22 protein-coding genes are annotated in these 23,089 nt (G+C 63.3%); 3 read left to right on the top strand and 19 right to left on the bottom strand.

The window, feature by feature from the left end; translation table 11 throughout:
• Positions 1-67 precede the first annotated feature (67 nt).
• Positions 68-1,366 carry an MGDG synthase family glycosyltransferase gene (locus BN3789_RS06820; RefSeq protein WP_066832038.1) on the top strand — a complete coding sequence of 433 codons (1,299 nt, stop codon included), beginning with the start codon at positions 68-70 and terminating at the stop codon, positions 1,364-1,366.
• A gap of 75 nt (positions 1,367-1,441) precedes the next feature.
• Here the strand turns inward: BN3789_RS06820 and dut are convergent, their stop codons facing one another.
• From dut to BN3789_RS06805, 3 genes are all read right to left on the bottom strand, one after another.
• Positions 1,442-1,885: a dUTP diphosphatase gene (dut, locus tag BN3789_RS06815; protein WP_066832037.1), complete on the bottom strand. Its 444-nt coding sequence runs from the start codon at positions 1,883-1,885 to the stop codon at positions 1,442-1,444.
• Positions 1,886-1,889: 4 nt separating this feature from the next.
• Positions 1,890-2,333, bottom strand: a complete 444-nt coding sequence (gene nrdR, locus BN3789_RS06810; protein ID WP_066832034.1) for a transcriptional regulator NrdR — start codon at positions 2,331-2,333, stop codon at positions 1,890-1,892.
• A 146-nt stretch (positions 2,334-2,479) separates the two neighbouring features.
• Positions 2,480-2,899: a LysM peptidoglycan-binding domain-containing protein gene (locus tag BN3789_RS06805; protein WP_066832032.1), complete on the bottom strand. Its 420-nt coding sequence runs from the start codon at positions 2,897-2,899 to the stop codon at positions 2,480-2,482.
• Positions 2,900-3,058: 159 nt separating this feature from the next.
• Here BN3789_RS06805 and lexA point away from each other — a divergent pair, with 159 nt between their 5' ends.
• Positions 3,059-3,697 carry a transcriptional repressor LexA gene (gene lexA / locus BN3789_RS06800; protein ID WP_066832030.1) on the top strand — a complete coding sequence of 213 codons (639 nt, stop codon included), beginning with the start codon at positions 3,059-3,061 and terminating at the stop codon, positions 3,695-3,697.
• A gap of 17 nt (positions 3,698-3,714) precedes the next feature.
• Positions 3,715-4,437: a heparan-alpha-glucosaminide N-acetyltransferase gene (locus BN3789_RS06795; protein WP_229254244.1), complete on the top strand. Its 723-nt coding sequence runs from the start codon at positions 3,715-3,717 to the stop codon at positions 4,435-4,437.
• 16 nt (positions 4,438-4,453) lie between these two features.
• On the opposite strand, the gene hflX is transcribed toward BN3789_RS06795, so the two are convergent.
• The 16 genes from hflX to BN3789_RS06715 form a co-directional block, all read right to left on the bottom strand.
• Positions 4,454-5,743, bottom strand: coding sequence for a GTPase HflX (gene hflX / locus BN3789_RS06790; protein ID WP_066832028.1), 1,290 nt, complete (start codon positions 5,741-5,743; stop codon positions 4,454-4,456).
• A 2-nt stretch (positions 5,744-5,745) separates the two neighbouring features.
• A complete protein-coding gene (gene miaA / locus BN3789_RS06785) occupies positions 5,746-6,693 on the bottom strand; it encodes a tRNA (adenosine(37)-N6)-dimethylallyltransferase MiaA (RefSeq protein ID WP_066832026.1) in 948 nt (315 codons plus the stop codon).
• Entirely contained in the window at positions 6,690-8,048 is a 1,359-nt protein-coding gene (miaB, locus tag BN3789_RS06780) for a tRNA (N6-isopentenyl adenosine(37)-C2)-methylthiotransferase MiaB (protein WP_066832024.1), read from the bottom strand. Before miaB ends, miaA begins: the two co-directional genes overlap by 4 nt.
• 3 nt (positions 8,049-8,051) lie before the next feature.
• On the bottom strand, positions 8,052-8,372 hold the full coding sequence (locus BN3789_RS06775) for a stage V sporulation protein S (RefSeq protein ID WP_066832019.1): 321 nt from the start codon (positions 8,370-8,372) through the stop codon (positions 8,052-8,054).
• An 85-nt stretch (positions 8,373-8,457) separates the two neighbouring features.
• Entirely contained in the window at positions 8,458-9,546 is a 1,089-nt protein-coding gene (locus BN3789_RS06770; protein ID WP_066832014.1) for an ATP-binding protein, read from the bottom strand.
• Positions 9,547-9,551: 5 nt separating this feature from the next.
• Positions 9,552-11,102 carry a ribonuclease Y gene (rny, locus tag BN3789_RS06765; protein ID WP_066832012.1) on the bottom strand — a complete coding sequence of 517 codons (1,551 nt, stop codon included), beginning with the start codon at positions 11,100-11,102 and terminating at the stop codon, positions 9,552-9,554.
• Between the two features lie 351 nt (positions 11,103-11,453).
• Positions 11,454-12,140 (bottom strand): regulatory protein RecX, encoded by a 687-nt coding sequence (locus BN3789_RS06760; protein ID WP_187119126.1) that lies wholly within the window; start codon positions 12,138-12,140, stop codon positions 11,454-11,456.
• Positions 12,141-12,142: 2 nt separating this feature from the next.
• Complete coding sequence (recA, locus tag BN3789_RS06755; RefSeq protein ID WP_066832010.1) at positions 12,143-13,237, bottom strand: recombinase RecA; 1,095 nt, start codon at positions 13,235-13,237, stop codon at positions 12,143-12,145.
• Between the two features lie 270 nt (positions 13,238-13,507).
• Complete coding sequence (locus BN3789_RS06750; protein ID WP_066832008.1) at positions 13,508-14,026, bottom strand: CinA family protein; 519 nt, start codon at positions 14,024-14,026, stop codon at positions 13,508-13,510.
• 15 nt (positions 14,027-14,041) lie between these two features.
• The gene (pgsA, locus tag BN3789_RS06745) at positions 14,042-14,683 is read right to left on the bottom strand and encodes a CDP-diacylglycerol--glycerol-3-phosphate 3-phosphatidyltransferase (protein ID WP_066832006.1); all 642 of its coding nucleotides are present in this window, start codon (positions 14,681-14,683) and stop codon (positions 14,042-14,044) included.
• A gap of 9 nt (positions 14,684-14,692) precedes the next feature.
• Complete coding sequence (gene rimO / locus BN3789_RS06740; protein ID WP_066832005.1) at positions 14,693-16,045, bottom strand: 30S ribosomal protein S12 methylthiotransferase RimO; 1,353 nt, start codon at positions 16,043-16,045, stop codon at positions 14,693-14,695.
• Positions 16,046-16,086: 41 nt separating this feature from the next.
• Positions 16,087-16,584 (bottom strand): YajQ family cyclic di-GMP-binding protein, encoded by a 498-nt coding sequence (locus BN3789_RS06735; RefSeq protein WP_066832004.1) that lies wholly within the window; start codon positions 16,582-16,584, stop codon positions 16,087-16,089.
• Between the two features lie 30 nt (positions 16,585-16,614).
• Positions 16,615-17,262, bottom strand: a complete 648-nt coding sequence (locus BN3789_RS06730) for a hypothetical protein (protein WP_066832003.1) — start codon at positions 17,260-17,262, stop codon at positions 16,615-16,617.
• Between the two features lie 101 nt (positions 17,263-17,363).
• Positions 17,364-18,020: a helix-turn-helix domain-containing protein gene (locus BN3789_RS06725; protein ID WP_066832001.1), complete on the bottom strand. Its 657-nt coding sequence runs from the start codon at positions 18,018-18,020 to the stop codon at positions 17,364-17,366.
• Complete coding sequence (locus tag BN3789_RS06720) at positions 18,020-20,932, bottom strand: DNA translocase FtsK (protein WP_066831999.1); 2,913 nt, start codon at positions 20,930-20,932, stop codon at positions 18,020-18,022. The genes BN3789_RS06725 and BN3789_RS06720 overlap by 1 nt, the downstream gene beginning before the upstream one ends.
• A 1-nt stretch (position 20,933) precedes the next feature.
• Positions 20,934-22,610, bottom strand: coding sequence for a ribonuclease J (locus tag BN3789_RS06715; RefSeq protein ID WP_066831997.1), 1,677 nt, complete (start codon positions 22,608-22,610; stop codon positions 20,934-20,936).
• Positions 22,611-23,089 lie beyond the last annotated feature (479 nt).

Raw genomic sequence — 23,089 nt, 5'->3', positions numbered from 1 at the left:
CGGCAGCAAACGTGGTCGCATCCGCCTGCACAGCGTACAATAGGACGGAGTTCGCAAAGGAGGCTGCATGTCATCGCAACATATATCCGATACACCAAACGCAGCCCCGACCCCTTCCGACGCTCAGATCGCCACGGCGGCATCCCCCGCCAAGCCCGTGATCACCATCATGCATGCCTCGGTCGGCTCGGGACACCGGGCGGCCGCGCATGCGGTCGCGCAGGCCATCGAGCGCATGCGCGGCACGGACGGCATCCCCGATGACGTCCTCGTCGATGTAATCGACATCCTCGACTTCGGGCGTATCAAGTTTGACGGAAACAAGACCGCCGCCGCGTTCACGGGAGCGACGCGCCCCATCTACGATATCACCTGGCGCTACACCCTGACCGGACGCCTCCTGTGGGGCGGCGGCACCGGATGGTCGCGCGTCATGTTCCCTGCCTTCAATGAATATGTTCTCGACAAGCGACCGCTCGCGATCATCGCGACGCATATCACCGCAGCGAACGTCGCCGTCGGCGCCCGCATGATCACCGGTGTGGAATACCCGATCGTCTGCATTCCCACCGATTATGAGATCGAGGGCTGGTGGCCCCACAAGGAGACCGATCTGTTCTGCGTGGCCACCGAGTTCATGGCTGAAACCCTGCGTCCCCGCAAAGTCGAGGAATCCCGCATCGCCATCACAGGCATCCCCGTGCGCGGCGGTTTCGATATAGATTCCGACCCTATTGAGGACCGCGAGAAGTTCGGTTTGCCCAAAGACAAGAAGATCGTCTTGGTCATGGCGGGAGCGAGCCTGCCGCAGCCCTACGTTCGCTTCCGCGCATCCATGGAGCAGACGCTCCCCTTCCTGCGCAGCTTCGAAGACATGCATTTCGTCTTCCTGCCCGGCCGCGACACCGAATACTCTAATCGGCTCAAAACGATCTTTTCGGCCATGGGGCTCGAGAACGTGACCGTCATGGACTACGTCGAGGACATGGCGACGCTGATGCACACGTCTGACCTCGCCATTCTCAAGTCGGGCGGTCTCGCTGTCACCGAATGCCTCTGTGCGCACCTGCCGATGCTGCTCCTCGGGAAATCATACGGCCAGGAGAAGGCGAACACGACCATGCTCACCGGCTTTGGCGCCTGCATGCACGTGACTACGGCACGAGAGCTCATCACGACGCTGAAGCACCTGAACGACAATCCGAGCGCGCTCAGGGCGCTTCTCATCAACGCAGACGCGCTCTGCCATCCCCATGCGGCCGAAGACATCGTGCGCGAGACGATGAAGCTCGTCGGAAAGCCCAAGCGCCGCGAGCGCCATTTCGCCGAATTCTACATCGGAGACAAACCCGCCCACATCCGCTAGCGTTCTTTGGCCTTCACCGGGCAACAAAAAACGGACGCACGCATGCGTCCGTTTCCAAACCGTATCGAGGCCCATCTAGTGAGAGCCGCTCGACCCGAACCCGCCTGCACCGCGATCGGTCTCATCGAGCTCGTCGACCTCAACGAGATGAACGACGGGAACCTGCTGGATAACCAGCTGCGCGATGCGCTCACCGCGCTCGATGCGAATCGTCTCACGGGGATCGAGATTCACCGCGATAACCTTGATCTCGCCACGATAATGGGCATCGATGAGGCCGGGGGTGTTCGCGATCGAGAGGCCGCGCTTGAGCGCCATGCCGCTCCGAGGCTGAACGAAACCGGCATAGCCGTCAGGAAGCGCGATCGCGATGCCCGTGGAGATGAGCACGCGCTCATGAGGTGGGATCTCGACGCTCTCGTTCGCACGAAGATCCAAGCCCGCATCGCCCTCATATGCATATGAGGGAAGCTCGACCTCGGGATCAAGTCGCTTGATTGAAACGTTCAGCTCTGCCATGTCATCACCTGATTTTATCTAGCTCTTCAATGAATTCGTCAACGTCCTGGAAGTCACGGTACACCGATGCGAATCTGATGTAAGCGACCTTGTCGATCTTCTGCAGGCGCTTGAGAACCATGTCACCGAGCTCGTGAGAGCTGACAGCAGTCAGCGTGCGGCCGCGGAGCTCGCGCTCGATGTCATCGATGATGCCGTTGAGCGCCGACAGATCGATATCTCGTTTGGAGGTCGCACGCATGAGGCCGACCAGCAGCTTGTTGCGATCAAAAGGTTGAATCGATCCGTCGCTCTTGAGCACCTCGATGGGATCTTCGCACCGTTCGAACGTGGTGAACCGGTATCCGCATTTCCGACATTCGCGGCGGCGCTTGATGGCGTTCGTGGCCTCTTGGGTACGAGAATCGACTACACGGGTATCGTCAAAGCCGCACTTTGGGCAACGCATGCGACCTCCTCCGTCTCCAAACTGACGATACGAACAAGTCTACCACGGACAAACGGGACACATCGAATCCCCAGTCGCAGGCGCATCGCCGGCCAGAAGACCTCCTGGAAAACAGCAAGGGGGCCATGAAGACCCCCTTTCGATCATTATGCGGGAACAACCAACGTCGTGCCCGGAGTCAGCGAGCTTGTGGAAAGGTCGTTCCATTCACGCAGGACCGATACGGTGTCTTGGGTGCTCAGCCCCTCGATAGCGTGCTCGGAAGCGATGCTCCACAGCGTGTCCCCGGAACCAACGACGAGCTCGGCGCGCTGCTGGGACGCAAGGCCCGTATCGTAGGCGCACTGTCCGGCGATGAGCGTGCCGAACAGGCAGGCGATCATGATGGCGGCCAGCGCGAACACGATCGCCAGGGTCTTCGGGGCCAGTGCGGAAGCGGCGGCGTGCTCCTGAGCCAGGTCGCTCGAATCATAGGTGCGCTTATAGCCATCGACAACGGAAAAGCCGGCACGGGGCGAATCAAGGACCAAGGCAAGGTTTCCGTCGGTGTACATACTGGTGCTCATCGATATCTCCTCTCGTCTGACTGACGATAGTAGGTATACCTTCTCGCGCGGACATATTTTGCTGGCGCAAGAACGAGTGTTCGTATATTATTATGTTCGAACAGTTGTTCTTGTCAAGAAAAATGGGAACATTTGTTTGGGATTTGATTGGAGAGGGACATGGCACGCAAAATCACGAAGCGCCAACAGCAGATCTACGACTTCATACGCGCCTATCAGCAGGAGAAGGGATATCCCCCCAGCGTGCGCGAGATGGCGGCGGCCGTCGGTCTATCCTCCCCTTCCACGGTCCACGCCCATCTCTCGGCTCTCGAGGAGCGCGGGCTCATCAAGCGCGACAAGACGAAACCCCGTGCGCTCGAGGTCTTCAACCAGGACGGGTCGGCGAGCGCACTCGCCGAGGTCAAGGAGGTTCCCGATCGCGGGACCATCTCGCTTCCGCTAATCGGGCGCGTTGCGGCCGGCCTGCCCATCCTGGCCGAGCAAAACGTCGAGGACACTTTCACCCTGCCGACCGAGATAGCGACGGATTCAAGCTCCTTCATCCTTGAGGTGCACGGCAACTCCATGATCAACGTCGGCATCTACAACGGCGATTACATCGTGGTCCGCGAGCAGAAGAGCGCCATGAACGGCGAGATCGTCGTGGCGATGATCGATGGCGAGGCGACCGTCAAGACGTTCTACAAGGAGCAGGGACGGGTGCGCCTGCAGCCGGAAAACGATGCCATGGAACCCATCTACGCCACCAATCCCACCATCTTGGGCAAGGTCGTGGCGCTGATGCGTCGCTTCTAGACCGTCTGCGAAAGCACATGGGTAGCAACCAGGCAACTCAGAGAAGGCGTATCGCCTTTTTCGATATACTCAGGGGATTCACCATCATCTCGATGGTGCTGTTCCATGCAGCGTACGATGCCGCCTATATCTACGGCTTCGACATGCCCTGGTTCCGGGGCACGCTGTTCCAGGACATCTGGCGAACCTCCATCAGCTGGGTCTTCCTTGCGCTCGCCGGCTGGATGACATCCTGCTCGCGCAACAATCTCAAGCGAGCCGCGGTCTACGGTTCTGCCGCGCTGGTCGTATGGGCGGCAACCACGGTCGCGGCCCTCGACACGCCCGTATCGTTCGGCATCCTGTTCTGTATGGCCGCGAGCACCGCGATCTACGCTGTGCTCGATCCCCTGCTCAGGCGGCTGCACCCGGCCATACCCTGCACAGCCGCCCTCATCCTGTTCCTGCTAACCCTCGATGTTCCCCACCGTCTCTATCAGGTAGAGGGACTCGCATGGCTCGGATTCCCGGCCACGGGCTTCACATCGGGAGACTACTACCCCATCGTCCCGTTTACCTTCATGTACCTCGCGGGAGCCTACGCCTCGCAGCTCTTTTCGCGAATTCGCCCCGAGGGCTATCCGGCATGGATGTACGTCGATGCCGTCCCCGCGCTTTCAAGGATCGGAAAGCTGAGCCTGCCGATCTACCTCGTCCATCAGCCGCTTCTCATCGTCATCTTCGAGCTTGTCTGCCGATGACGCCGCATCGACCGTCTTATTCGACGGCGTAGCGTTGCAGCCTGGCGGCTATACGCTCGGGAACCTTCGCGACGATCCGCATGCGGTCTTCCAGGTACTCTTCGGATAGCACCTGGCCCTGCTCGCGCACGACCTTCATGAGCGACCCCTCCCGATACGGGACCTCGGCGCTGATCAGGCGGTCGGTTGCCGCGGCCTCGGCAGCTAGCCTGTCAAGAAGCTGCTCAAGCCCGAGCGCAGTGCGAGCGGAGAAGAAGACCGCTTGCGGCATTCGGACGCGCAGGGTCTCGAGCTCGTGGGCGTCGAGCAGATCGGCTTTGTTGTAGACCGTAAGCGAGGGCCGCTCTCCTGCTCCGATTTCCTCCAAGACGCGATCGACGGCTTCAAGATGGCGCTCGCGATCCTCATCGGCAACATCGACCACCTTGAGGATAAGATCCGCCCTGCGCACCTCGGAAAGCGTCGATTTGAACGCCTCCACCAGTCCATGGGGAAGCTTCTGGATGAAGCCGACCGTATCGGTAATCGTGATGGAGCGACCGCCCGGAAGCACGTAGGAGCGCGTGGTGGGATCGAGCGTTGCGAACAGCTTGTCCTCCGAAAGCACCCCCGCACCCGTCAGCGTATTCAAAAGCGTCGACTTGCCGGCATTCGTATAGCCTGCAAGCGCCACGCGGAACGCATCGGACTCGACGCGATGCTTGGACTGGACCTCCCGCCGCTTCTCAAGCTCCTTGAGCTCGCGGCGCAACGCGGAAATGCGATTACGGATCAATCGCCTGTCGACCTCAAGCTGGCTCTCGCCCTGACCGAACCTGCTTCCGATGCCGCCGCGCGTCTGCTCTTTCGCCAGATGCGACCACATGCCGCGCAGACGCGGCAGCAGATATTGGAGCTGTGCGAGCTGGACCTGAAGCCGCCCCTCACGCGTCTTGGCATGCAAGCCGAAGATATCAAGGATGAGCGCCGTGCGATCGATGATCTTCGTCGGCTCACCGATGGTCTTCTCCAGGTGAGACTGCTGCGCCGGCGTGAGATCGTCGTCGAAGATGACGACATCGACATCAAGCCGTGAGACAAGGTCTTTGAGCTCCTGCACCTTACCCGATCCGATGAACGACTTCGGCACCGGCCGCTCGAGGCGCTGAGTCAACCTGCCCACCACCTCGGCGCCCGCCGTGCCCGCAAGCCGCTCCAGCTCGTCAAGGGAGCGTTCGACCGGCCAGGCATTCGTGCGCCACTCGACGCCAACGAGCAGCGCGCGTTCAGGTTCAATCGAGGTCGAAAGGAAGGTGAATCGAGCCAAACTCAGCCTCTCTCGTATTCTTCGATGATGCGTTGAGCGGCCTGCTCGACGCCCATCTCGTCCATATCAAGCCAAACGATGCGCCCATCGCGCCTGAACCAGGAAAGCTGGCGCTTGGCATAGCGACGTGAGCGCATCTTGATGGTATCGATCGCCTCGGACATCGTGCAACGATGCTCGAGGGCGTCGATAATCTCCTTGTACCCGATTGCCTGCCGCGAGGTCAATGCATCCGCGGCGCCGTGCGCCACGAGTTCGCGGACCTCGTCGACAAGGCCTGCGCGCACCATCTGGTCCACGCGTTCGTCGATGCGAGAGTACAGCCGCTGCCGATCCATGGTCAGCGCGAACTGCATGCTCTCGTACCGAGCGCGGGGACAAGAGAATCCCGAGCTTTGATCGGCATACGACACCCCCTCGTCGAGCATCTCGAGGGCACGAATCGTCCTGCGCACGTTATGGGGATGGATCAGGGCGGCGCTGCGCGGGTCGCGTTCGGAAAGCACGGCGTGGATCCCCTCATCGCCCAGCTCCGCCGCCATGGCCTGATACCGCATGCGGGACGAGCTCTCGACATCGCCGCTCGGGAAGTCCATCTCATCGAGGGCGGCTCGGACATAGAGACCCGTCCCGCCGCACAAAATGGGCGCTTTGCCGCATCCGAGCAATCGGTCTATCTCGCGGCGGGCATCGATCTGGTACAGCGCTGCCGAGTAGGCCTCGCAGGGATCGACGATATCGACGAGCAGCAGCGGGACCCGGCGCTCAGCCACCGGCGTTTTGGCCGTGCCGATATCCATGCCCCGATACACCTGCATGGCATCCGCGGAAATGACTTCCGTATCGAGCCGGACGGCAACCTCGTCGGCCACCGCGCTCTTGCCGGACGCCGTGGGGCCGACGATCGCGATGACCGGCTTTACCTGCGTCTCTCCCCTGCCGTCACTCATCGCGGAGATCCGACCACCGTTCCAGACAGATACCAGGTGCGCGCACGATCGACGTCGACGTCGACGATCTTGCCGATAAGCTCGTCCACCGTGTACCCCTCGGGAATCGGAGCGTGAACCGTCTGGTTCTTGGGGCTCTTGCCCAGAAGCCTGGTCGCATCCTTTTTCGAGGTGCCCTCGACGAGCATGGGCACAACCGTATGGAGATCGTGCTGGTTGTAGGCGTACGCGCCGTCCTCGATGACCTTCACGAGACGGTTGAAGCGCTCGAGGATGACATCGCGCGGCGTGGGGTCCTCGATGGTCGCCGCCGGCGTGCCCGCTCGCTTAGAGTAGATGAACGTGAACGCATGCGCGTATCCCACCTGCTCCGCCAACGACAGCGTCTGCTCGAAGTCCTCCTCGGTCTCACCAGGGAAACCGACGATGATATCCGTGGAAAGCGCGATGTCGGGTATCCGCTCCCGAACCTGGTCGATGAGCGCAAGGTACTGCTCACGGGTATAGCGGCGGTTCATCAACTTGAGGATGCGGGAGGAACCGGACTGGACCGCCAGATGCAGCTGCGGCATCACCGCGGGAACCTCCGCCATGGCATCGATGGTCTCGGGCAGAAGGTCTTTCGGATGGGACGACGTGAAGAAGATGCGCTCGATGCCGGTATCGCCCACCGCGCGCAGCAGCTCCGCAAAACGGGGAGCCCCGAACAGGTCGCGCCCATAGGAGTTCACGTTCTGACCGAGCAGCGTGATCTCGCGCACGCCGATGCGGACGAGCCCCGTGACCTCGTCGACGATCTCCTCGAACGAGCGGCTCTTCTCGCGTCCGCGGACATAGGGGACGATGCAGTAGCTGCAGAAGTTGTTGCAGCCCGTCATGATGGGAACCCAAGCGCGATAGTTCTCAGCGCGGTGCCACGGCATGTCCGTCGCGGCGCCGGAGTCCTTCTCTTCGCAGCGGATATGGTGGCCGCCCTCAACAAACGCCTGCTCGAGCAGTTCTGCGACATGGGCGATGGACGCCGTACCGAAGATGACGTCCACGTTATCGAGATTCGTCAACAGGCCGGCACCGTCGCGCTGCGCGATGCAGCCGCCGACCGCGATCACGCGCTTGCCGCCCGGAGGCGCGGGAAGGCTCTTGCAGGAAGAGCACTGACCGTACAGACGGGTGTCTGCCGCCTCGCGCACGCAGCACGTCATGAAGACGACGATGTCCGCCTCGGCGGGCTCAGCCACCTCAAGGCATCCGCACGAATCCAGAAGACCGCTCACGCGCTCCGAATCATGCATATTCATTTGGCAGCCGAACGTACGGATGAAATAGGTTTTACCGGAAAGAACAGAGGATTGCATACCCTACCCGACTCGAAGATTATCGTCTGTGAAATCGAAGGTGTCGCCCGCCTTCGCGGAAAGCCGATGCACGTACACCGAGAGCCTGATCGCCGTACGGGATTCACCGTTGATAAGGATATCGGAGAAAACCGGAGCGCACGAGATGTCGAACCCGGTGGGAATCAGAAAACCACGAGCGATCGCGATGGCCTTGATCGCCTGGTTCACCGCGCCAGCTCCGACGCATTGCATATTGACGGGCACGCCGTCTTTTACCATACCGGCAATGGCGCCGGCAACCGACGCGGGCGACGACTTGCTCGATACCTTCAGGAACTCCATGCTACATTTCTCCTGCGTGTAGTGCATAATTAAGGCATTATGAAGACTTTATCGTATCGGACCCCCTGATACAAGCAGTGAGCGGCTATTCCTCCTTGCCGATATCGAACGTGATGGTGATGCGGTCGCGCGTCACCCGGATCTTGGGATCGTTGACGAGATTCAGATAGTACCGGGACGCGAGCTCGTTGAAATCGCGCTCGACCGCTCGAGAGAACTGGCTCAGGTCCTCGTGGGCGATCTTAAGCCCACGCCTGTCGCGCGCCAGATCGACGGGCCCCACCTGCTTCGGCGCCGCCTTGGTCCTCTCGCGAAGCAGGCGCGCGGAGACGCTCCGTACCGGCTTTATGGTGCCGGCGAGGATGCGATGCGCCGTGCGCTCGGACACATCGATGCCGATCTCCTTGGCAACGCGCATGAAGTCTGAGGCATCTCCCGCATTCCCCAGGCGATCGATGACGGGAAGCTGGTTGGCGTCATCGACGAACAGCAGCGTCGAGGCATCGAGCGAAGAAGAGGCATGGGAGAACAGCGTCGCTGCGATCTCGGCCGGAGAGCCGAGAAAGACGTCGCAGCCGTGCAGCTCGCTCAAGGCGAACTCGCATGCCGAGCGAATGATGTTGTGCGGCCCGCGCGTGCAGCTGAAAACCCCCGCGTCATCCTTCTCCGCTAAGGGCCATGTCGACTGGTCGGCGCGCTCGGAGAGCTTATCGGTGTCGACGACCACGCGAATCGCCGAGCCCTTGCCGGGAGCGGAGGTGACCACGTGCGCGGACTCGGCGTTCTGGCGAATGGAGAACAGCGCCATGCCGCGCCCGTGGACGCCCCACTGGTCCATCTTCATTGTCTCGAGCTTCGAGGTCACGCGTGCGTCGAAGATGCGCTCGTGCATGTCGGACGGAATGCCGGAACCGTTATCAAGAAAGAGGAGCGTGCGAACACGCTCCTCTTTAGCTGTGGCGACATAGATTTTCGTGGCGCCGGCATCGCGCGCGTTGCGAAGCATCTCGATAACGATGTCCTCGACATGCTGGATGTCGTGCTTGGCCTGACGGCGCTCAGCCTCGGAGACGCGAAGCTTCACGAAACCCTCGCCGAGATTCTCCTCGACGCGCAGGTTCCCCTCACCAGACATGGAGGCGATAAACGAAATGAGCTCGTTCGCGTCAGACATGGGCGCTACTTGGCGATATCGACGGCGCGACTCTCGCGGATAACAACGACACGGACCTGGCCGGGATACTCCATCTCGTCCTCGATCTGATGCGCGATATCATGCGCGAGCACCGTTGCCTGGGCATCGGAGATCTTATCGGGCTGAACCATGACATGGACCTCGCGGCCTGCCTGCATGGCGTACGTGCGCTCGACGCCGGCATGGGAGTTGGCGATCTCCTCGAGCTTCTCGAGGCGCTTGATGTAGCTTTCAGCGGATTCGCGACGGGCGCCGGGACGGGACGCCGAGATGGCGTCGCCGGCCTGAACGAGGACCGCGAGCACCGAGCTGGGGTCGACATCGCCGTGATGGGCCTCGATGGCGTGCACGATCGCGGGCTTCTCGCCATAGCGGCGGGCGAGATCCGCGCCGATGACCGCATGCGGGCCCTCGACCTCGTGATCGATCGCCTTGCCCAAATCGTGCAGGAGGCCGGCGCGCTTGGCGGCGCGCACGTCGACGCCGAGCTCGGAAGCCATGATGCCGCAGAGCTCGGAGACCTCGATGGAATGCTGCAGCACGTTCTGGCCGAACGAGGTGCGGTAGCGCAGCGCGCCGAGCGTCTTTACGAGCTCGGGGTGCAGATCGTGGATGCCGGTATCGAACGCGGCCTGCTCGCCCGCATCGCGCACGCGCTGCTGGACGAGATCGGAGGCCTTGCGATACATCTCCTCGATGCGCGCAGGGTGAATGCGGCCGTCTGCAATCAGGTTCTCGAGCGCGACGCGCGCCGTCTCGCGACGGACCGGGTCGAAGCTCGACAGCACGACCGTCTCGGGCGTGTCGTCGATCACAAGGTTGACGCCGGACACCTGCTCGAACGTGCGGATGTTGCGACCCTCGCGACCGATGATGCGACCCTTGAGGTCGTCGGAGGGAATATGCACCGATGTGACCGTGACCTCGGCGGTGTGATCGGCGGCGCAGCGCTGGATAGCCAGGGAGATTATCTCCTGGGCGGTCTTGTGGCACTCGGCGCGGACCTGCTGCTCGGAGTCGCGGATGATGGCCGCCGCCTCATGGGTCACTTCGCCGCGAACCTTATCGAGGAGCTCGCGATGGGCGTCCTCGCGGGTGAGCTCCGAGATGCGCTCGAGCTCCGTGGTCTGCTTGGCGACCAGCTGATCGAGCTCACGGGAGCGCTTCTCGATCTGGCCCGCCTGGCTCGACAGCTGGTGCTCGCGCTTGTCGAGCGCGTCGTTGCGGCGATCGAGGGATTCCTCACGCTGCATGACGCGGTTCTCGAGGGCACGAAGCTCGCGCTTGCGCTGCTTCTCCTCGGCCTCGGCCGCCTGCTTGTTCTGAATGATCTCTTCCTTGGCCTCGAGCAGGGCCTCTTTCTTCATCGTTTCCGCAGTACGCTTGGCATCGCCGATCAAGCGCTCCGCCTCCGCGTGAGCCGACTCGATCTTCGAATCGGCCTCTCGCAGGCTTCCGCTCTTGGCGCTGCGCATGGCGATTGCGGCAACGGCAGCCCCGATGAGGAGGCATACAATGCCGATCGCTACTTCCATGCTCAGTTCTCCTTAATCATTACGCATTCTTCAACAGACAAAGCACCGCCCGTGCTGTCACACGGACGGCGAGACATTTGCTAGGGATGAGTCACCCAGTATGAAAGTCGACATTGACAGTACAAATATCAATCTCATCTATGATGAGCGCATATCACATAACAAATGACTTTTTAATCCTACGTTTACTCAGTCGCGATGTCAAACAAGCAGACGGCGTATGGAAAGGATACATATGTGAGCGGCGGAGGTCACAATACGGCAACGGTCACACATCGGCTAGGGAAGCATTGATCGATTGCTTTCGCATCGGGCGCCCGCCACGGGGGCGCCCGATGCGAAATGAATTGATCAATGGTTCCCAAGACGATCACGAACGGCGTCGGAGGCGATACCGTATGAGAATCCGCGTGACACGAGGAATCTCACGAGCTTTTCGAACGCGCGCTCGGAAGGAACGGTTTTGCGCTCAAGGGCCGCACGCGCACGGGCGAGGTCATCTTCCTCGGAAAAGTACCGCTCAGGGTAGCCGGGAACGGCTTCGAGATCGACGCCTTTCCTCACGAGCTCGGCCTCGATGCGCCTGCGTCCCCAGCCGCGGCGTAGGCGCTCCTCGATGAAGTAGCCAGCAAAACGGCTGTCGTCGACAAAGCGATGGCTTTGGGCGTGGGCGATGGCGGGCTCGATCTCCTCGGTCCGGAACCCGTACGACAAGAGCTTCCGTCTGAGCTCGTCGACCGCATGATCCCTTCGTGAGAGAATCTCTGTGATCATGGCGAAGCACACGCGGCCTTCGAGCGCATGGATAGCATCGAACGCATCATCGACCGGACAAGGGAAAGCGATGCCCGCCTCGTCGAGCACGCGGCCCACGCGGACGGGCACGACGATCTGGCGCTCATCACCGGAGTCGAGCGTAAGCGTGACCTCGGCCATCGGCTTACGGCCGCACGCCTGAGCCCGGGCACGCGCCGCGGCGTCGGGAAGCCTCACCTCGAGGGCAACGGCCTCGGCAGCCGTCGCGCCCTGTTCCCCCATGGCTACTCCTCAGCGGGACCGGTCGTCAGATCGACGGCCTCCCCCACCGGCTCGTCCTCGAATTCAAGCCCGCAGGAGACGCGCACCTTGTGCTCGATCTCCTCAGCGAGGCCGGGGTTCGTGCGCAGGAACTCCTTGGCGGCTTCACGACCCTGACCCAAGCGCTCGGTCTCATAGGTGTACCATGCGCCCGATTTGGTCACGATGCCGAAGTCGACGCCCATATCCAGGATAGAGCCTTCTTTGGAGATACCCGTACCGTACATGATGTCGAACTCAGCGGTCCTGAAGGGGGCCGCGACCTTATTCTTGACGACTTTGCAGCGCACGCGGCTGCCCACGACCTCCTGACCGTTCTTGATCTGGTCGATGCGGCGGATATCGATACGGACCGACGAGAAGAACTTGAGGGCGCGACCGCCGGTCGTGGTCTCGGGATTTCCGAACATGACGCCGATCTTCTCGCGCAGCTGGTTGATGAAGATGCAGGTCGTACGCGATTTGGCGAGGGAGCCGGCAAGCTTGCGCAGCGCCTGGCTCATGAGGCGCGCCTGCAGGCCAACCGAGGAGTCGCCGATCTCGCCCTCGATCTCGGCGCGGGGCACGAGCGCGGCGACCGAGTCGATGACGACGACGTCGATGGCGCCGGAGCGCACGAGCATGTCGCAGATCTCGAGGGCCTGTTCGCCGGTATCGGGCTGCGAGATGAGCACCTCGTCGATATCGACGCCGATGCGGGCGGCATAACCGGGATCGAGCGCGTGCTCGGCGTCGATAAACGCAACGACACCGCCAGCCGCCTGCGCTTCGGCGCAGATCTCGAGCGCAAGCGTGGTCTTACCGGAAGACTCGGGTCCATAGATCTCAATGATGCGCCCGCGCGGAACTCCTCCGATACCCAATGCTGCGTCGAGAGCCAGCGCTCCGGTGGGAATCGCTTCGATCTCGAGCTCAGGACCTCCGTCGCCATAGCGCATGATGGCGCCCTTGCCGAACTTCTTCTCGATGTCGGCCTTGGTCAAGTCGATCATCTTGTCGCGTTCTTCGCCGAACGTGCGCTCGTGAATCTGGCGCGCCGGACCTGAACTCTTTGCCATGCGAATCCTCCCTAGAACGTTACCGTCTTGACTATATTCGAACAGCTGTTCGCAGTCAAGAACTGACGAGGATATCCTAGAGTACGTCCCCGACGAGATGTCCTGTGTGCCCCGACGGGTCTCCGACGAGCCCTGCACCAGGTCCGACCGGATTCCAAACCGGCAGCTACGGAGCCTCATCCACGTGGATTTAACTGTGGGCCTGCATGCACTGCCGCGCGATGCATCCGCAAAAGGACATGACGGGCCACGCGTATCAAGAGCAGTCAGCTACCTGCTTTCAGTGCATTCGTCCAGACACTCGAGTATGAGCTGCAGCGCCCGTATGGCGGCGCGCATCCTGACGCCGAGCCGGTCTCCCTCGAAAACCTCGCGCACGGAACGGACGCCCGCATCGCTGGCGATTCCCAGATACACCGTTCCGACAGGGTTCTCTTCGGTCCCACCGGTAGGTCCGGCATAACCCGTCAGACTCACCGCGATGTCGGTCGAAAACAGGCTGCGCGCACCCGTCGCCATCTCGCGGGCAACCGGATGCGAGACCTCGGTGAAGCGCTCGAGCGAGTCGCTGCTCACCCCGAGGACCGCATGCTTGATCTCGTTGACGTAGGTGACGGCCCCTCCGCGCAGGATCTCGGAGGCACCGGGGACGCCCGCGATCGACGAGCAGACCATGCCCGCGGTCAGCGACTCGGCCGAAGCGACGGTGACCCCGCGCTCCGAGCAGCGCGCAACGACCTCATGCGCCATCTCGTCGATCTGGCGCTGCAGTTCCTCATGTCCCCGCATGGATCCGCTCCTTCGCTACGAGAAGATGACCGACCGGCCGTTCCAGAAATACTGGATGCCGGAAACGACGGTGAGCACCACGGCCGCGATCATGAGCGCATCGGAGATGAGCAGAAGCCAGCTTGCGAGCGACGCGGCCAGGCCGGTCGCTCCAGCCGCAGCCGACAGGGCGAACGTGAACAGATACGCGCAGATGGCCACCATAGTCACGGCGGTCTTGGCCTTGCCGAGCTTGTCAGCGGCGATCACCACGCCGGCCGCGCTCGCGACCATGCGCAGCGCGCTCACCAGAAACTCGCGCACCAGGATGATGAAGACGAACCACAGGTTCACGTAGCCGATGTCCATCAGGAGGAGCAGCGCGGAGAACACAAGCAGCTTGTCCGCGATGGGATCGAGGAACTTGCCGAAATCGGTGATCTCGTGGCGCGAGCGCGCCAGGTACCCGTCGACCTTGTCGGTCAGGCTCAGGACCATATACAGGACGAACGCCGCGAACGCGAGCCCGACGGAAACCTGGCCGGACCCGTTGTTGTACGACAGGTCGCAAAGCACCATGAACACCGGGATGAACACGATGCGCACGCAGGTCACGATATTCGCCGGGGTCCAGATGCTCGGATGCCCCTCGGGGACGGAGGTGCCAGAAGTACCCATGATTCCTCGCTATTCCACAACATGGCCGACAAGCTCGTAGCAGAAGCTGTCGGTGAACTCTACTTCGAGGATATCCCCCACGGCGGCCTCGCCCGCATCGAGATGGACGGCGCCGTCGCTGTCGGGAGCCTGGAACCAGGCATGACCGATGAGCTCGTACCCCTCGTCGGTCTGCTCGATGCCGTCGACGATGACCTGCGCGCGCTCGCCGACATGGGATGCCGTCGCTGCGAAGCCCAGCGATTCGGCCAGGTCCATCGCAGCCTGGGTGCGCTCGAGCTTCACGTCGTCGTCGATCTGGCCGTCGAGCTTAACCGCGCGCGTCCCCTCCTCGGGAGAGAAGGAGAACACGCTCGTGTAGTCGAATCCGGTGCGGTCCATGAAGGCAAGCATGCGCTCGTGCTCCTCATCGGTCTCGCCGGGGAAGCCGACGAGATACGTGGTGCGGATGACCATGTCGGGAATCTCGCGGCGCAGACGGGCGAACAGCTCGTCGAGCTCCTCTTCGGAACCGGAGCGGTTCATGGCGGAGAGCACGCGGGAGCTGCAGTGCTGCACGGGGATATCGATATAGGGAAGCACCTCGGGGGTGTCGCGGATCGCGGAGATGAGATCGTCGGTCATGCCCTCGGGCTGCAGGTAGAGGACGCGGATCCAGACGTCATGGGGGCGAACCGCCTCGGCGACGGCGCGCAGCAGCGACGCGAGGTCGTGCGGCCCCTCACCCTCATCGGCGAGGTCGCGGCCCCAGATGCCCGTATCCTGACCGATGAGGACGAGCTCCCGCACGCCCTCGGAGACAAGGTCGACGACCTCGTCGCGGATCTCGGACCACGGACGGCTGCGGTAGCGGCCGCGGATATAGGGGATCGCGCAGAAGCTGCAGAACCGGTCACAGCCGTCGGAGATCTTGACGAAGGCGACGGAGCCCTCGACCGTGCGCTTGACGTCGGGAACATGCGCAGGGACCGCGCGCGTGACGCCCAAAAGGCCGTCGACGACGCCGACGATGCCGTCCTCCTCGTCCGTCCTCACGAACGCGGCGACCTCCGGCAGTTCGGCGGGAAGGTCCGCGCCGTAGCGCGAGGGGACGCAGCCGCACATCACGATGGGCAGGCTGCGCACGCCGTCGGCCGCCTCCTCGGCGAGCGCAAGGGTCGCCTCGATGCTCTCCTCGGTCGCGGAGGCAAGAAACGAGCAAGTGTTCACGATGGCGAGGTCGGCCTCCTCCACATCGAGCGCCTCCTCGTAGCCTGCCGCGAGCAGCAGGGAGCGCATCCGGTCGGTATCGACCTCGTTCTTGGCGCACCCGAGCGTGATGAAGTAGACGACGCCAAAGGCGTCGGCGAATTGTTCGGACATATCCTCGATCCCCTTGATTGCACAAACCCTTCCGGCGGGTCCTATCGGTAGTTGGTAAACTGGAGCGGCTGACCGTAGTCCTGGTCGCGCAGGAACTGGATGACCTGCTGCAGCGCGTCCTTGGACGGCGAGGTCACGCGCAGCTTGTCAGCCTCGATGGTGACCTTGACCTTGGCCTTGGTGTCCTTGATGTCCTTGTTGATCTTCTTTGCCGTGGGCTGGTCGATGCCCTCGACGATATGGCCGAGCACGCGGACCGTGCCGCCGGATGCCGCCTGCGGGGTGTCCCACTTGACCGCAGCCAGATCGATGCCGCGCTTGATCAGCTTCGAGCCGAACAGGTCGATGATCTGGCGGGCGACGAAGTCGGCGGGGGCGTTCACCGTGACGAGCTTGTCGCTTTTGGACAGCGCGATCGTCGCGCCGGAGTCCTTGAGGTCGTAGCGCTGGGAGATCTCGCGCGTCGCCTGCTGGAACGCGTTATCGACCTCCTGCATATCGACCTGCGACACAACGTCGAAGCTGGAATCTTTTGCCATGGAAGGCTCCTTTCGTCTTGCGGCGGCCCGTTATGCAGCGGCCGCAGCGGAATCGTCAGTCGTGGAGGTGCCGTCGGTGGACTCCCCATCCGTCGTGCCCTCGGCATCGGTCGTGGCGGGCGTCTCGGGCTGCGGCACGTTGATCGTCACCTTGCCGACACCCGAGGTGCGGGTATCCCAGTCGACGCTCTCCCCGTTCTTGGTGATCTCGACGTCGCCGGGGTGGTCGACGGTGATCTCGATAGAGGACTCGGGCGTGTAGCTCTGCTCGAAGGGGCCCGCGGTCTGGGCCGCGTACACGCTCACGCCGTCGACGTAGATCTCCAGCCAGGATGTGACGCCCTCGGGAATCGCGACGGTGACGTTCGTCTCGACCGGTTCGGTGGGAGTCTGCGGGCTCGCCGCGGTGTCGGCGGTGCCGGCATCCGAAGTGTCGGCGTCCTGGGTGTCCCCATCGGTCGCAGGGGTGTCCGTCGAGTCGTCGCCCGTCGCGTCATCCTCCTCGCCGGTATCGGTCATCGCGGTCGTCGCGGGGGTCTCAGCCGTGGCGGGATCAGTTGCCGCGGGCGTGGCGGTGCAGCTACGAACCAGCAGGAAGATCACGAGGATGAGCAGCACCACGATGGCGATCAGGCCGCCGATGATGACGCGCGAGTCGTTGAGGAGGCCGCCGCCCATGTCCCTTATACACATCTAGATGTGTATAAGAGACAGCACAGATGATGAGCGCATATCACAAAACAAATGACTTTTTAATCTACGTTTACTCAGTCGCGATGTCAAAGGCCCGAGCGCGGCGCGCCGCCACGCTGGTAAGGACCCGCCTGGCGCCCCATATTCGTCGTGCGCGACAGGTTCTGGGGACGATTCATGCGAACGGTGCGGTCGGGTGCGCTACCCGGCTCAGGGGCGCCGTAGCCGCCGCGATCGTATCCGGATCCACCGAGGTCGCGCCCGAACGCATCGCCCGCAGGCAGGTTCGCCGCCCGGCGCTGGTTGTCCGCCACGCGCAGCGGCACGTGGCCGGAGGTGGAATCGGACACGTAGCCGGCCTGCGGCGGCCGTTGCGCGTAGCGCGAATTGGGAGCAGGGGGCGTGTCGACCATGAGGTAGCGCCCGCTCATGCTCGCGCTTCGGGGCACAGGGTTCGTCGCCCCCTCGGTAAACTGGCTGCCGGCAGCGCTGCCGCCGCGCTCGTAGACGTACAGCTCGTCAAAATACGCATTGACCACTTCGCGGGGATTCAGACCGAGGTAGCGGGCGTAGCTGGCGATCATGCCCTGCGCGTAGCCGCGCGGGGGCATCGACGCGAAGTTCCCCGTCTCGAAAAACTCGATGATCTGCGGGCGAATCTTGATGACATTGGCGACCTGCTGGATAGACATACCGAGCTCGCGTCGCCTGTTGAGGAGCATCTCTCCGAATCGACTTGCCATCAGAACCCTCCAAACTCATCCTCATCGGCCATGCGGGCCTCGACGGCCTCGAGCGCGGCCAGACCTTCCTCGTCGAGAAGGACCTCGCGCGGCTTCGATCCGTCGGGTGGACCGACCACGCCCTTCTCCTCAAGCATATCCATAATGCGGCCGGCGCGCGCGTAACCGACCTTGAGCCTACGCTGCAAACCGGAAGTTGAACCCAGCTGGGACTCGACGACGATGCGCGCCGCCTCCCAGATGAGCGGGTCGTCGTCGGATGCCTCCCGAGCGCCGGAACCCCCGCCCGCGCCGCCGAGGGCAGCCGGGGAGACCGCCGAGAGGATCTCCTCGTGGTAGTCGGCGGGACTCTGGTCCTTCACGAACTCGACGACCGAGAAGATCTCCTCGTCGGAGACGTAGCAGCCCTGGATGCGCTTGGGCTTGCCCCAGTCGACGCGTGAGAACAGCATGTCGCCCTGGCCGATCAGCTTCTCGGCGCCCGTCTGGTCCAGGATGACGCGCGAGTCGATGCCCGTGGCGACGGTCAGGCCGATGCGGTTGGTGATGTTCGCCTTGATGAGGCCGGTGACGACGTTCGAGCTCGGACGCTGGGTGGCCACGATCATATGGATGCCCGCGGCACGTCCGAGCTGCGCGATGCGCACGATGGAGGCCTCGACATCCTTGCCGGCGACCATCATGAGGTCGGAGAGCTCGTCGATGACGATGACGAGATAGGGCATCTTCGCCGGCGGGTTGTCGTATTTCTCGAACTCTCCGGCAGCCTGCTTCTCGTTGAACGTCGAGATCTTGCGCACGCCGATGCGCTCGAACACCTTGAGGCGGCGCTCCATCTCCGATACCGCCCACTGCAGGGCGCTCGCCGCCTGCTTGGGCTCGGTCACCACCGGTACGTACAGGTGCGGCAGGCCGTCATAAGGAGCGAACTCGACGCGCTTGGGGTCGACCATGATCAGGCGCACGTCCTCGGGGAACGTCCTCATGAGCAGGCTCATGAGGATGGAGCTGATGACGACGGACTTACCCGAACCGGTGGTGCCCGCGATCAACAGGTGCGGCATCTTGGCGAGATCGGCGACCATGGGCTGCCCCTCCGCGTCGCGGCCCAGGGCGAACTCGAGCGGACCTCCCTGGACATAGGGCAGGATGTCGCCGAACGCGACCGTCTGGCGCGTGCGGTTGGGAATCTCGATGCCCACGAGCGAGGTGCCCGGAATCGGCGCGAAGATGCGCACCGAATCGGTGGCGAGCGACAGGGCGATGTCGTCCTCGAGGCTGGTGATGCGGCTCACGCGCTCGCCCTCACCGGGCTGCACCTTGAAGGTGGTGACGGTGGGGCCGGCGATCCAGCCCACGACGCGAGAGTGCAGGCCGAACTCCTGCAAGGTTGACTGGAGCCCCTCGGCGGTCTGCTCGAGCTCCTTGGACGAGCTAGAGCTGGCCTGCGCCGCAGGGTTGTGGCGGAGCATGGAGACAGGGGGCAGCTGCCTGGTCTCCCCCTCCTCCTCGAGAACCGACGTGGCGGGTGCCGCCGTGCCGTTCGCGGGCAGGGGGCGTGCGGGCGCGGGGCGGCTCTGCGGCCTGCGAACGAACGGGTGAACAGAGCGAAGTGAGCCTGTCACTGAGTCACATCGAGATGTGGAGAAGTGATAGGCCTGGCGCAGGAAGTCGGGCACGGGCTGCGCGGCGATCTCGGCGTCGGGCTCCGGTGCGCTTGTGCGCGTGGACGCCTTCACGGCATCATCGGCCTTGGAGACCTTGGCCGTGCGGCGCGCCTCCGCTTTCTCTTCGACCGGCTCGTCCCAGGGCAGAACATCCTGGGGCTCGATCGCGGAGTCGGCGTCTTGGACCCTCGCCTCGCTCTTCAGGGCGGAACGGGCGCCGGAGATGATATCGAGGGCGGACCCTGCGGCCTTGGGCGCGCGTGCGGGCTTCTCGAGGACCTCGGTCTTGGCGGCGGTCGGAGCGAAGCGCTCCTCCACCGGGATCAAGGTGGTCTTTGCCTGCTCGGCCTTCACCTGAGCCGATACGTCGACGAAGGGATCCTCATCGGCATCGGGCTCGTCATCGGCACCGAGCACCGTGGTGGTCTGATTGCCCAGAAACGTGGTCTCGGCGGTCCCGTCGCCATCGAACAGGCGGCCCTGCTTGGGCTTTACCGGACGCGGCATCTTGCGCGGGGTGCGCCTGGCGGGCGCCACGGACGCGGCCTCGCTATCGCCCCACGGGCTGTCGTTCACGTCGATATGGCGGCGCTGGGCCAAACGCTCCACGCGCTCGGCGGCCGACCGGGCGACATCGCTGATGGAAAACCCGATGATCACGAGACCCAGCACGACGAATCCTACGAGCACCACGTAGGAGATGGCCTTTCCGAGCGCGCCCTGAAGGGCGCTCGCTATGAACGCCCCGAGGTAGCCGCCCGAAGAGGACAGGTTCTGCGGAACGAACATGGCGTCGCTCGACAGCTCGGTACCGGGCACGGCGAGCGACAGCATGGCGACCGCAGAGCAGAAGATGAGCACGGCGCCGGCGCAGGTCCTTGCCGACACCGGCGTCGAGCCCTTGATGAAGAGCATGGCCGCGCAGCCGAGCAGAACAAGCGGCAGCAGGTAGCCCCCCAGGCCGAAGCCCAGGTGGTAGAACCCGGCGATGGCGCTGGTGACGGGTGCGCTCGAGGGCGAGACGACGGCGATGAACGAGGCGACGGCCACGACGGCGAGGATCACGCCCGCGATATCGCGGCCGGACCCCTCGCCGAGCAGGGGCGCCACCTCGACGGCCTCGGCGGCACGCCCCTCGTTGGCGCGCAGCCCGGCTGCAGCCTGCGCCGCCTTCGAGCGTCCCTTGGCCGAAGCCTTGCCTTTTGCCTGGCCCTTGCGGGCGTTGTTCGAACCCGTGGCCGCCACGCTAGACCTCCATGACGACCGGGATGATCATCGGGCGCGTGTGCATACGGTTCCAGATGAAGTTGGACAGCGAGTCGCGCACCGCCTTGCGCAGCGCGTCGGTGCCACTGCTGGTGTAGTTGAACGTGCCCTTCTCGATGACCTTCATGATGGACGCGGAGGCATCCGCCGAGAACTCGTCATCGATGGTGAACGAGACGCCGCGACCGGAGAACTCGATCGCGTCGATCTTCTTGCGCTTGAGCGAGACGATGGCCACGGCGGTCACCATGCCGTCGTTGGCGAGCTTCTGGCGGTCGCGCAGCACGATGGGGTCGGTGTCGCCGATACGCAGGCCGTCAACGTAGACCACGCCGGACTCCACCGACGCGCCGCGCTTGACCACGCCGTTGCGCATCTCGAGGGAGTCGCCGTTGTCGAGGATGAAGATATGGTCGCTCGGGATGCCGACCTTGCGGGCGAGCTCGGCGTGCGCGCGCAGGTGCACGGCCTCACCGTGGACGGGCATGAAGTAGCTCGGCTTGGTCATGGCGAGCATGAGCTTGAGCTCCTCCTGGCTGCCATGGCCCGACACGTGCACGAGCGTGCGGTTCTTGTCGTAGACGTTACAGCCAATCTTGGCCAGGCTGTTGACGACCTGCTGGACGCCCTTCTCGTTGCCCGGAATGGGCGTCGCGGAGATGATGACCGTGTCGCCCTCGTGCATGGAGAGCGTCTTGTGCTCGCCGTTCGCCATGCGGGACAGCGCGGAGAGCGGCTCGCCCTGAGAACCCGTGCACATGACCACGATCTGGTCCTCGGGGATGTTGTTGATCTCGTAGGCGTCGATAATGTCCTCTTCGGGGATATCGAGGTAGCCGAGCTCGCGGGCCACGCGGGTGTTGGTGAGCATCGAGCGGCCGGTGACCACGATCTTGCGCCCGCAGGTGCGCGCCGCATCGCAGATCTGCTGCAGGCGGTGGATATGGCTCGAGAAGCTCGCAACGAACACGCGACCGGGCGCGTTCTTGATGGCCGCAAGCAACGACGGGCCGACCTCGGCCTCGGACTTGGTGAAGCCGGGGCGCGTGGCGTTGGTGGAGTCGGACATGAGCAGGTCGATGCCCTGCTTGGCAAAGCGGCTGATGGCGGCGTAATCAGGGGTCACGCCGTCGATGGGCGTCTGGTCGAGCTTGAAGTCGCCCGTGTGCATGACCGTGCCCTGGGGCGTGCGGATGAATACGCCGAGTGCACCGGGGATGGAGTGGGTCATCGCGAAGAAATCGAGCTGGATGGAGCCGAGGTTCACATGCGTGCCGCCGTTGACCTCGCGGAACTTAGGGGCACGGATGCGGAACTCGGCGAGCTTGCCCTCGATGAAGCCGAGCGTGAGCTTGCTCGAGAAGATGGGCACCTTGTTGTTGAGATCCTGGAGGAGGTACGGCAGAGAGCCCGTGTGGTCCTCGTGGCCGTGCGTGACCACGATGCCGCGCAGCTTGTCCTCGTGCTCCAGCACATAAGTGTAATCGGGCAGCACCAGGTCGATGCCGGGCTGCGTGTCGTCGGGGAACATGAGGCCCGCGTCGACGAGCACCATGTCCTCGCCGCACTCGAACACCGTCATGTTCTTGCCGATACCGTCAAGGCCGCCCAAGGGGATAATCTTGAGCGGCGCGGGCTTTTTCTTAGTTGTTGCCATGGGGTCGATTAGATCCTTTCTGTCGATCCGAGTATCCAAACGACGGACGCACCGCCGTGACGTTCAAATCCATGCCGCACGTGAGAGCTGCGGCAGGTGCATAGTGATATTGCATTGTACCAATTCGGGGCGCTCCCCATCCGAGCCCAGACGTTATCCCTACACAAAGCGTGGATTTGACAGGACGCACGGATATGGGTTGTTTGGGGACGGGTTCGTTTCAACCCATACGGCGGCCCCTGCGGTCCCCGCGAGCCGGAACGGGAGCGTCCCGTAGCCAGTCGCCCTCAAAAGCGCGATGAAACACAAACCACGGTAGAAAAAGGCGGGCCCCACATACGTGAGGCCCGCCATTACAGCTAACGAAACGGTCAGCGCGGCGAACTAGCCCTCGTGATGACGACGCGGGGTGCGGCCGCCGTGGCCGCCGTTGTCACCCGGGGTGCGGCGCGGACGGTCGCCGTGGTCGCGGCGCGGAC

It is taken from the genome of Collinsella ihumii (genome assembly GCF_900046475.1).
GTDB lineage: Bacteria > Actinomycetota > Coriobacteriia > Coriobacteriales > Coriobacteriaceae > Collinsella > Collinsella ihumii.
This window is presented reverse-complemented; position numbering and strand designations above follow the sequence as displayed.

Bases quoted from the DNA above. Each gene is read 5' to 3' on its own strand.
- BN3789_RS06820 (WP_066832038.1), top strand. From the start codon at position 68: ATGTCATCGCAACATATATCCGATACACCAAACGCAGCCCCGACCCCT.
- dut (WP_066832037.1), bottom strand. From the start codon at position 1,885: ATGGCAGAGCTGAACGTTTCAATCAAGCGACTTGATCCCGAGGTCGAG.
- nrdR (WP_066832034.1), bottom strand. From the start codon at position 2,333: ATGCGTTGCCCAAAGTGCGGCTTTGACGATACCCGTGTAGTCGATTCT.
- BN3789_RS06805 (WP_066832032.1), bottom strand. From the start codon at position 2,899: ATGAGCACCAGTATGTACACCGACGGAAACCTTGCCTTGGTCCTTGAT.
- lexA (WP_066832030.1), top strand. From the start codon at position 3,059: ATGGCACGCAAAATCACGAAGCGCCAACAGCAGATCTACGACTTCATA.
- BN3789_RS06795 (WP_229254244.1), top strand. From the start codon at position 3,715: ATGGGTAGCAACCAGGCAACTCAGAGAAGGCGTATCGCCTTTTTCGAT.
- miaA (WP_066832026.1), bottom strand. From the start codon at position 6,693: ATGAGTGACGGCAGGGGAGAGACGCAGGTAAAGCCGGTCATCGCGATC.
- miaB (WP_066832024.1), bottom strand. From the start codon at position 8,048: ATGCAATCCTCTGTTCTTTCCGGTAAAACCTATTTCATCCGTACGTTC.
- BN3789_RS06775 (WP_066832019.1), bottom strand. From the start codon at position 8,372: ATGGAGTTCCTGAAGGTATCGAGCAAGTCGTCGCCCGCGTCGGTTGCC.
- BN3789_RS06770 (WP_066832014.1), bottom strand. From the start codon at position 9,546: ATGTCTGACGCGAACGAGCTCATTTCGTTTATCGCCTCCATGTCTGGT.
- rny (WP_066832012.1), bottom strand. From the start codon at position 11,102: ATGGAAGTAGCGATCGGCATTGTATGCCTCCTCATCGGGGCTGCCGTT.
- BN3789_RS06760 (WP_187119126.1), bottom strand. From the start codon at position 12,140: ATGGGGGAACAGGGCGCGACGGCTGCCGAGGCCGTTGCCCTCGAGGTG.
- recA (WP_066832010.1), bottom strand. From the start codon at position 13,237: ATGGCAAAGAGTTCAGGTCCGGCGCGCCAGATTCACGAGCGCACGTTC.
- BN3789_RS06750 (WP_066832008.1), bottom strand. From the start codon at position 14,026: ATGCGGGGACATGAGGAACTGCAGCGCCAGATCGACGAGATGGCGCAT.
- pgsA (WP_066832006.1), bottom strand. From the start codon at position 14,683: ATGGGTACTTCTGGCACCTCCGTCCCCGAGGGGCATCCGAGCATCTGG.
- rimO (WP_066832005.1), bottom strand. From the start codon at position 16,045: ATGTCCGAACAATTCGCCGACGCCTTTGGCGTCGTCTACTTCATCACG.
- BN3789_RS06735 (WP_066832004.1), bottom strand. From the start codon at position 16,584: ATGGCAAAAGATTCCAGCTTCGACGTTGTGTCGCAGGTCGATATGCAG.
- BN3789_RS06730 (WP_066832003.1), bottom strand. From the start codon at position 17,262: ATGGGCGGCGGCCTCCTCAACGACTCGCGCGTCATCATCGGCGGCCTG.
- BN3789_RS06725 (WP_066832001.1), bottom strand. From the start codon at position 18,020: ATGGCAAGTCGATTCGGAGAGATGCTCCTCAACAGGCGACGCGAGCTC.
- BN3789_RS06715 (WP_066831997.1), bottom strand. From the start codon at position 22,610: ATGGCAACAACTAAGAAAAAGCCCGCGCCGCTCAAGATTATCCCCTTG.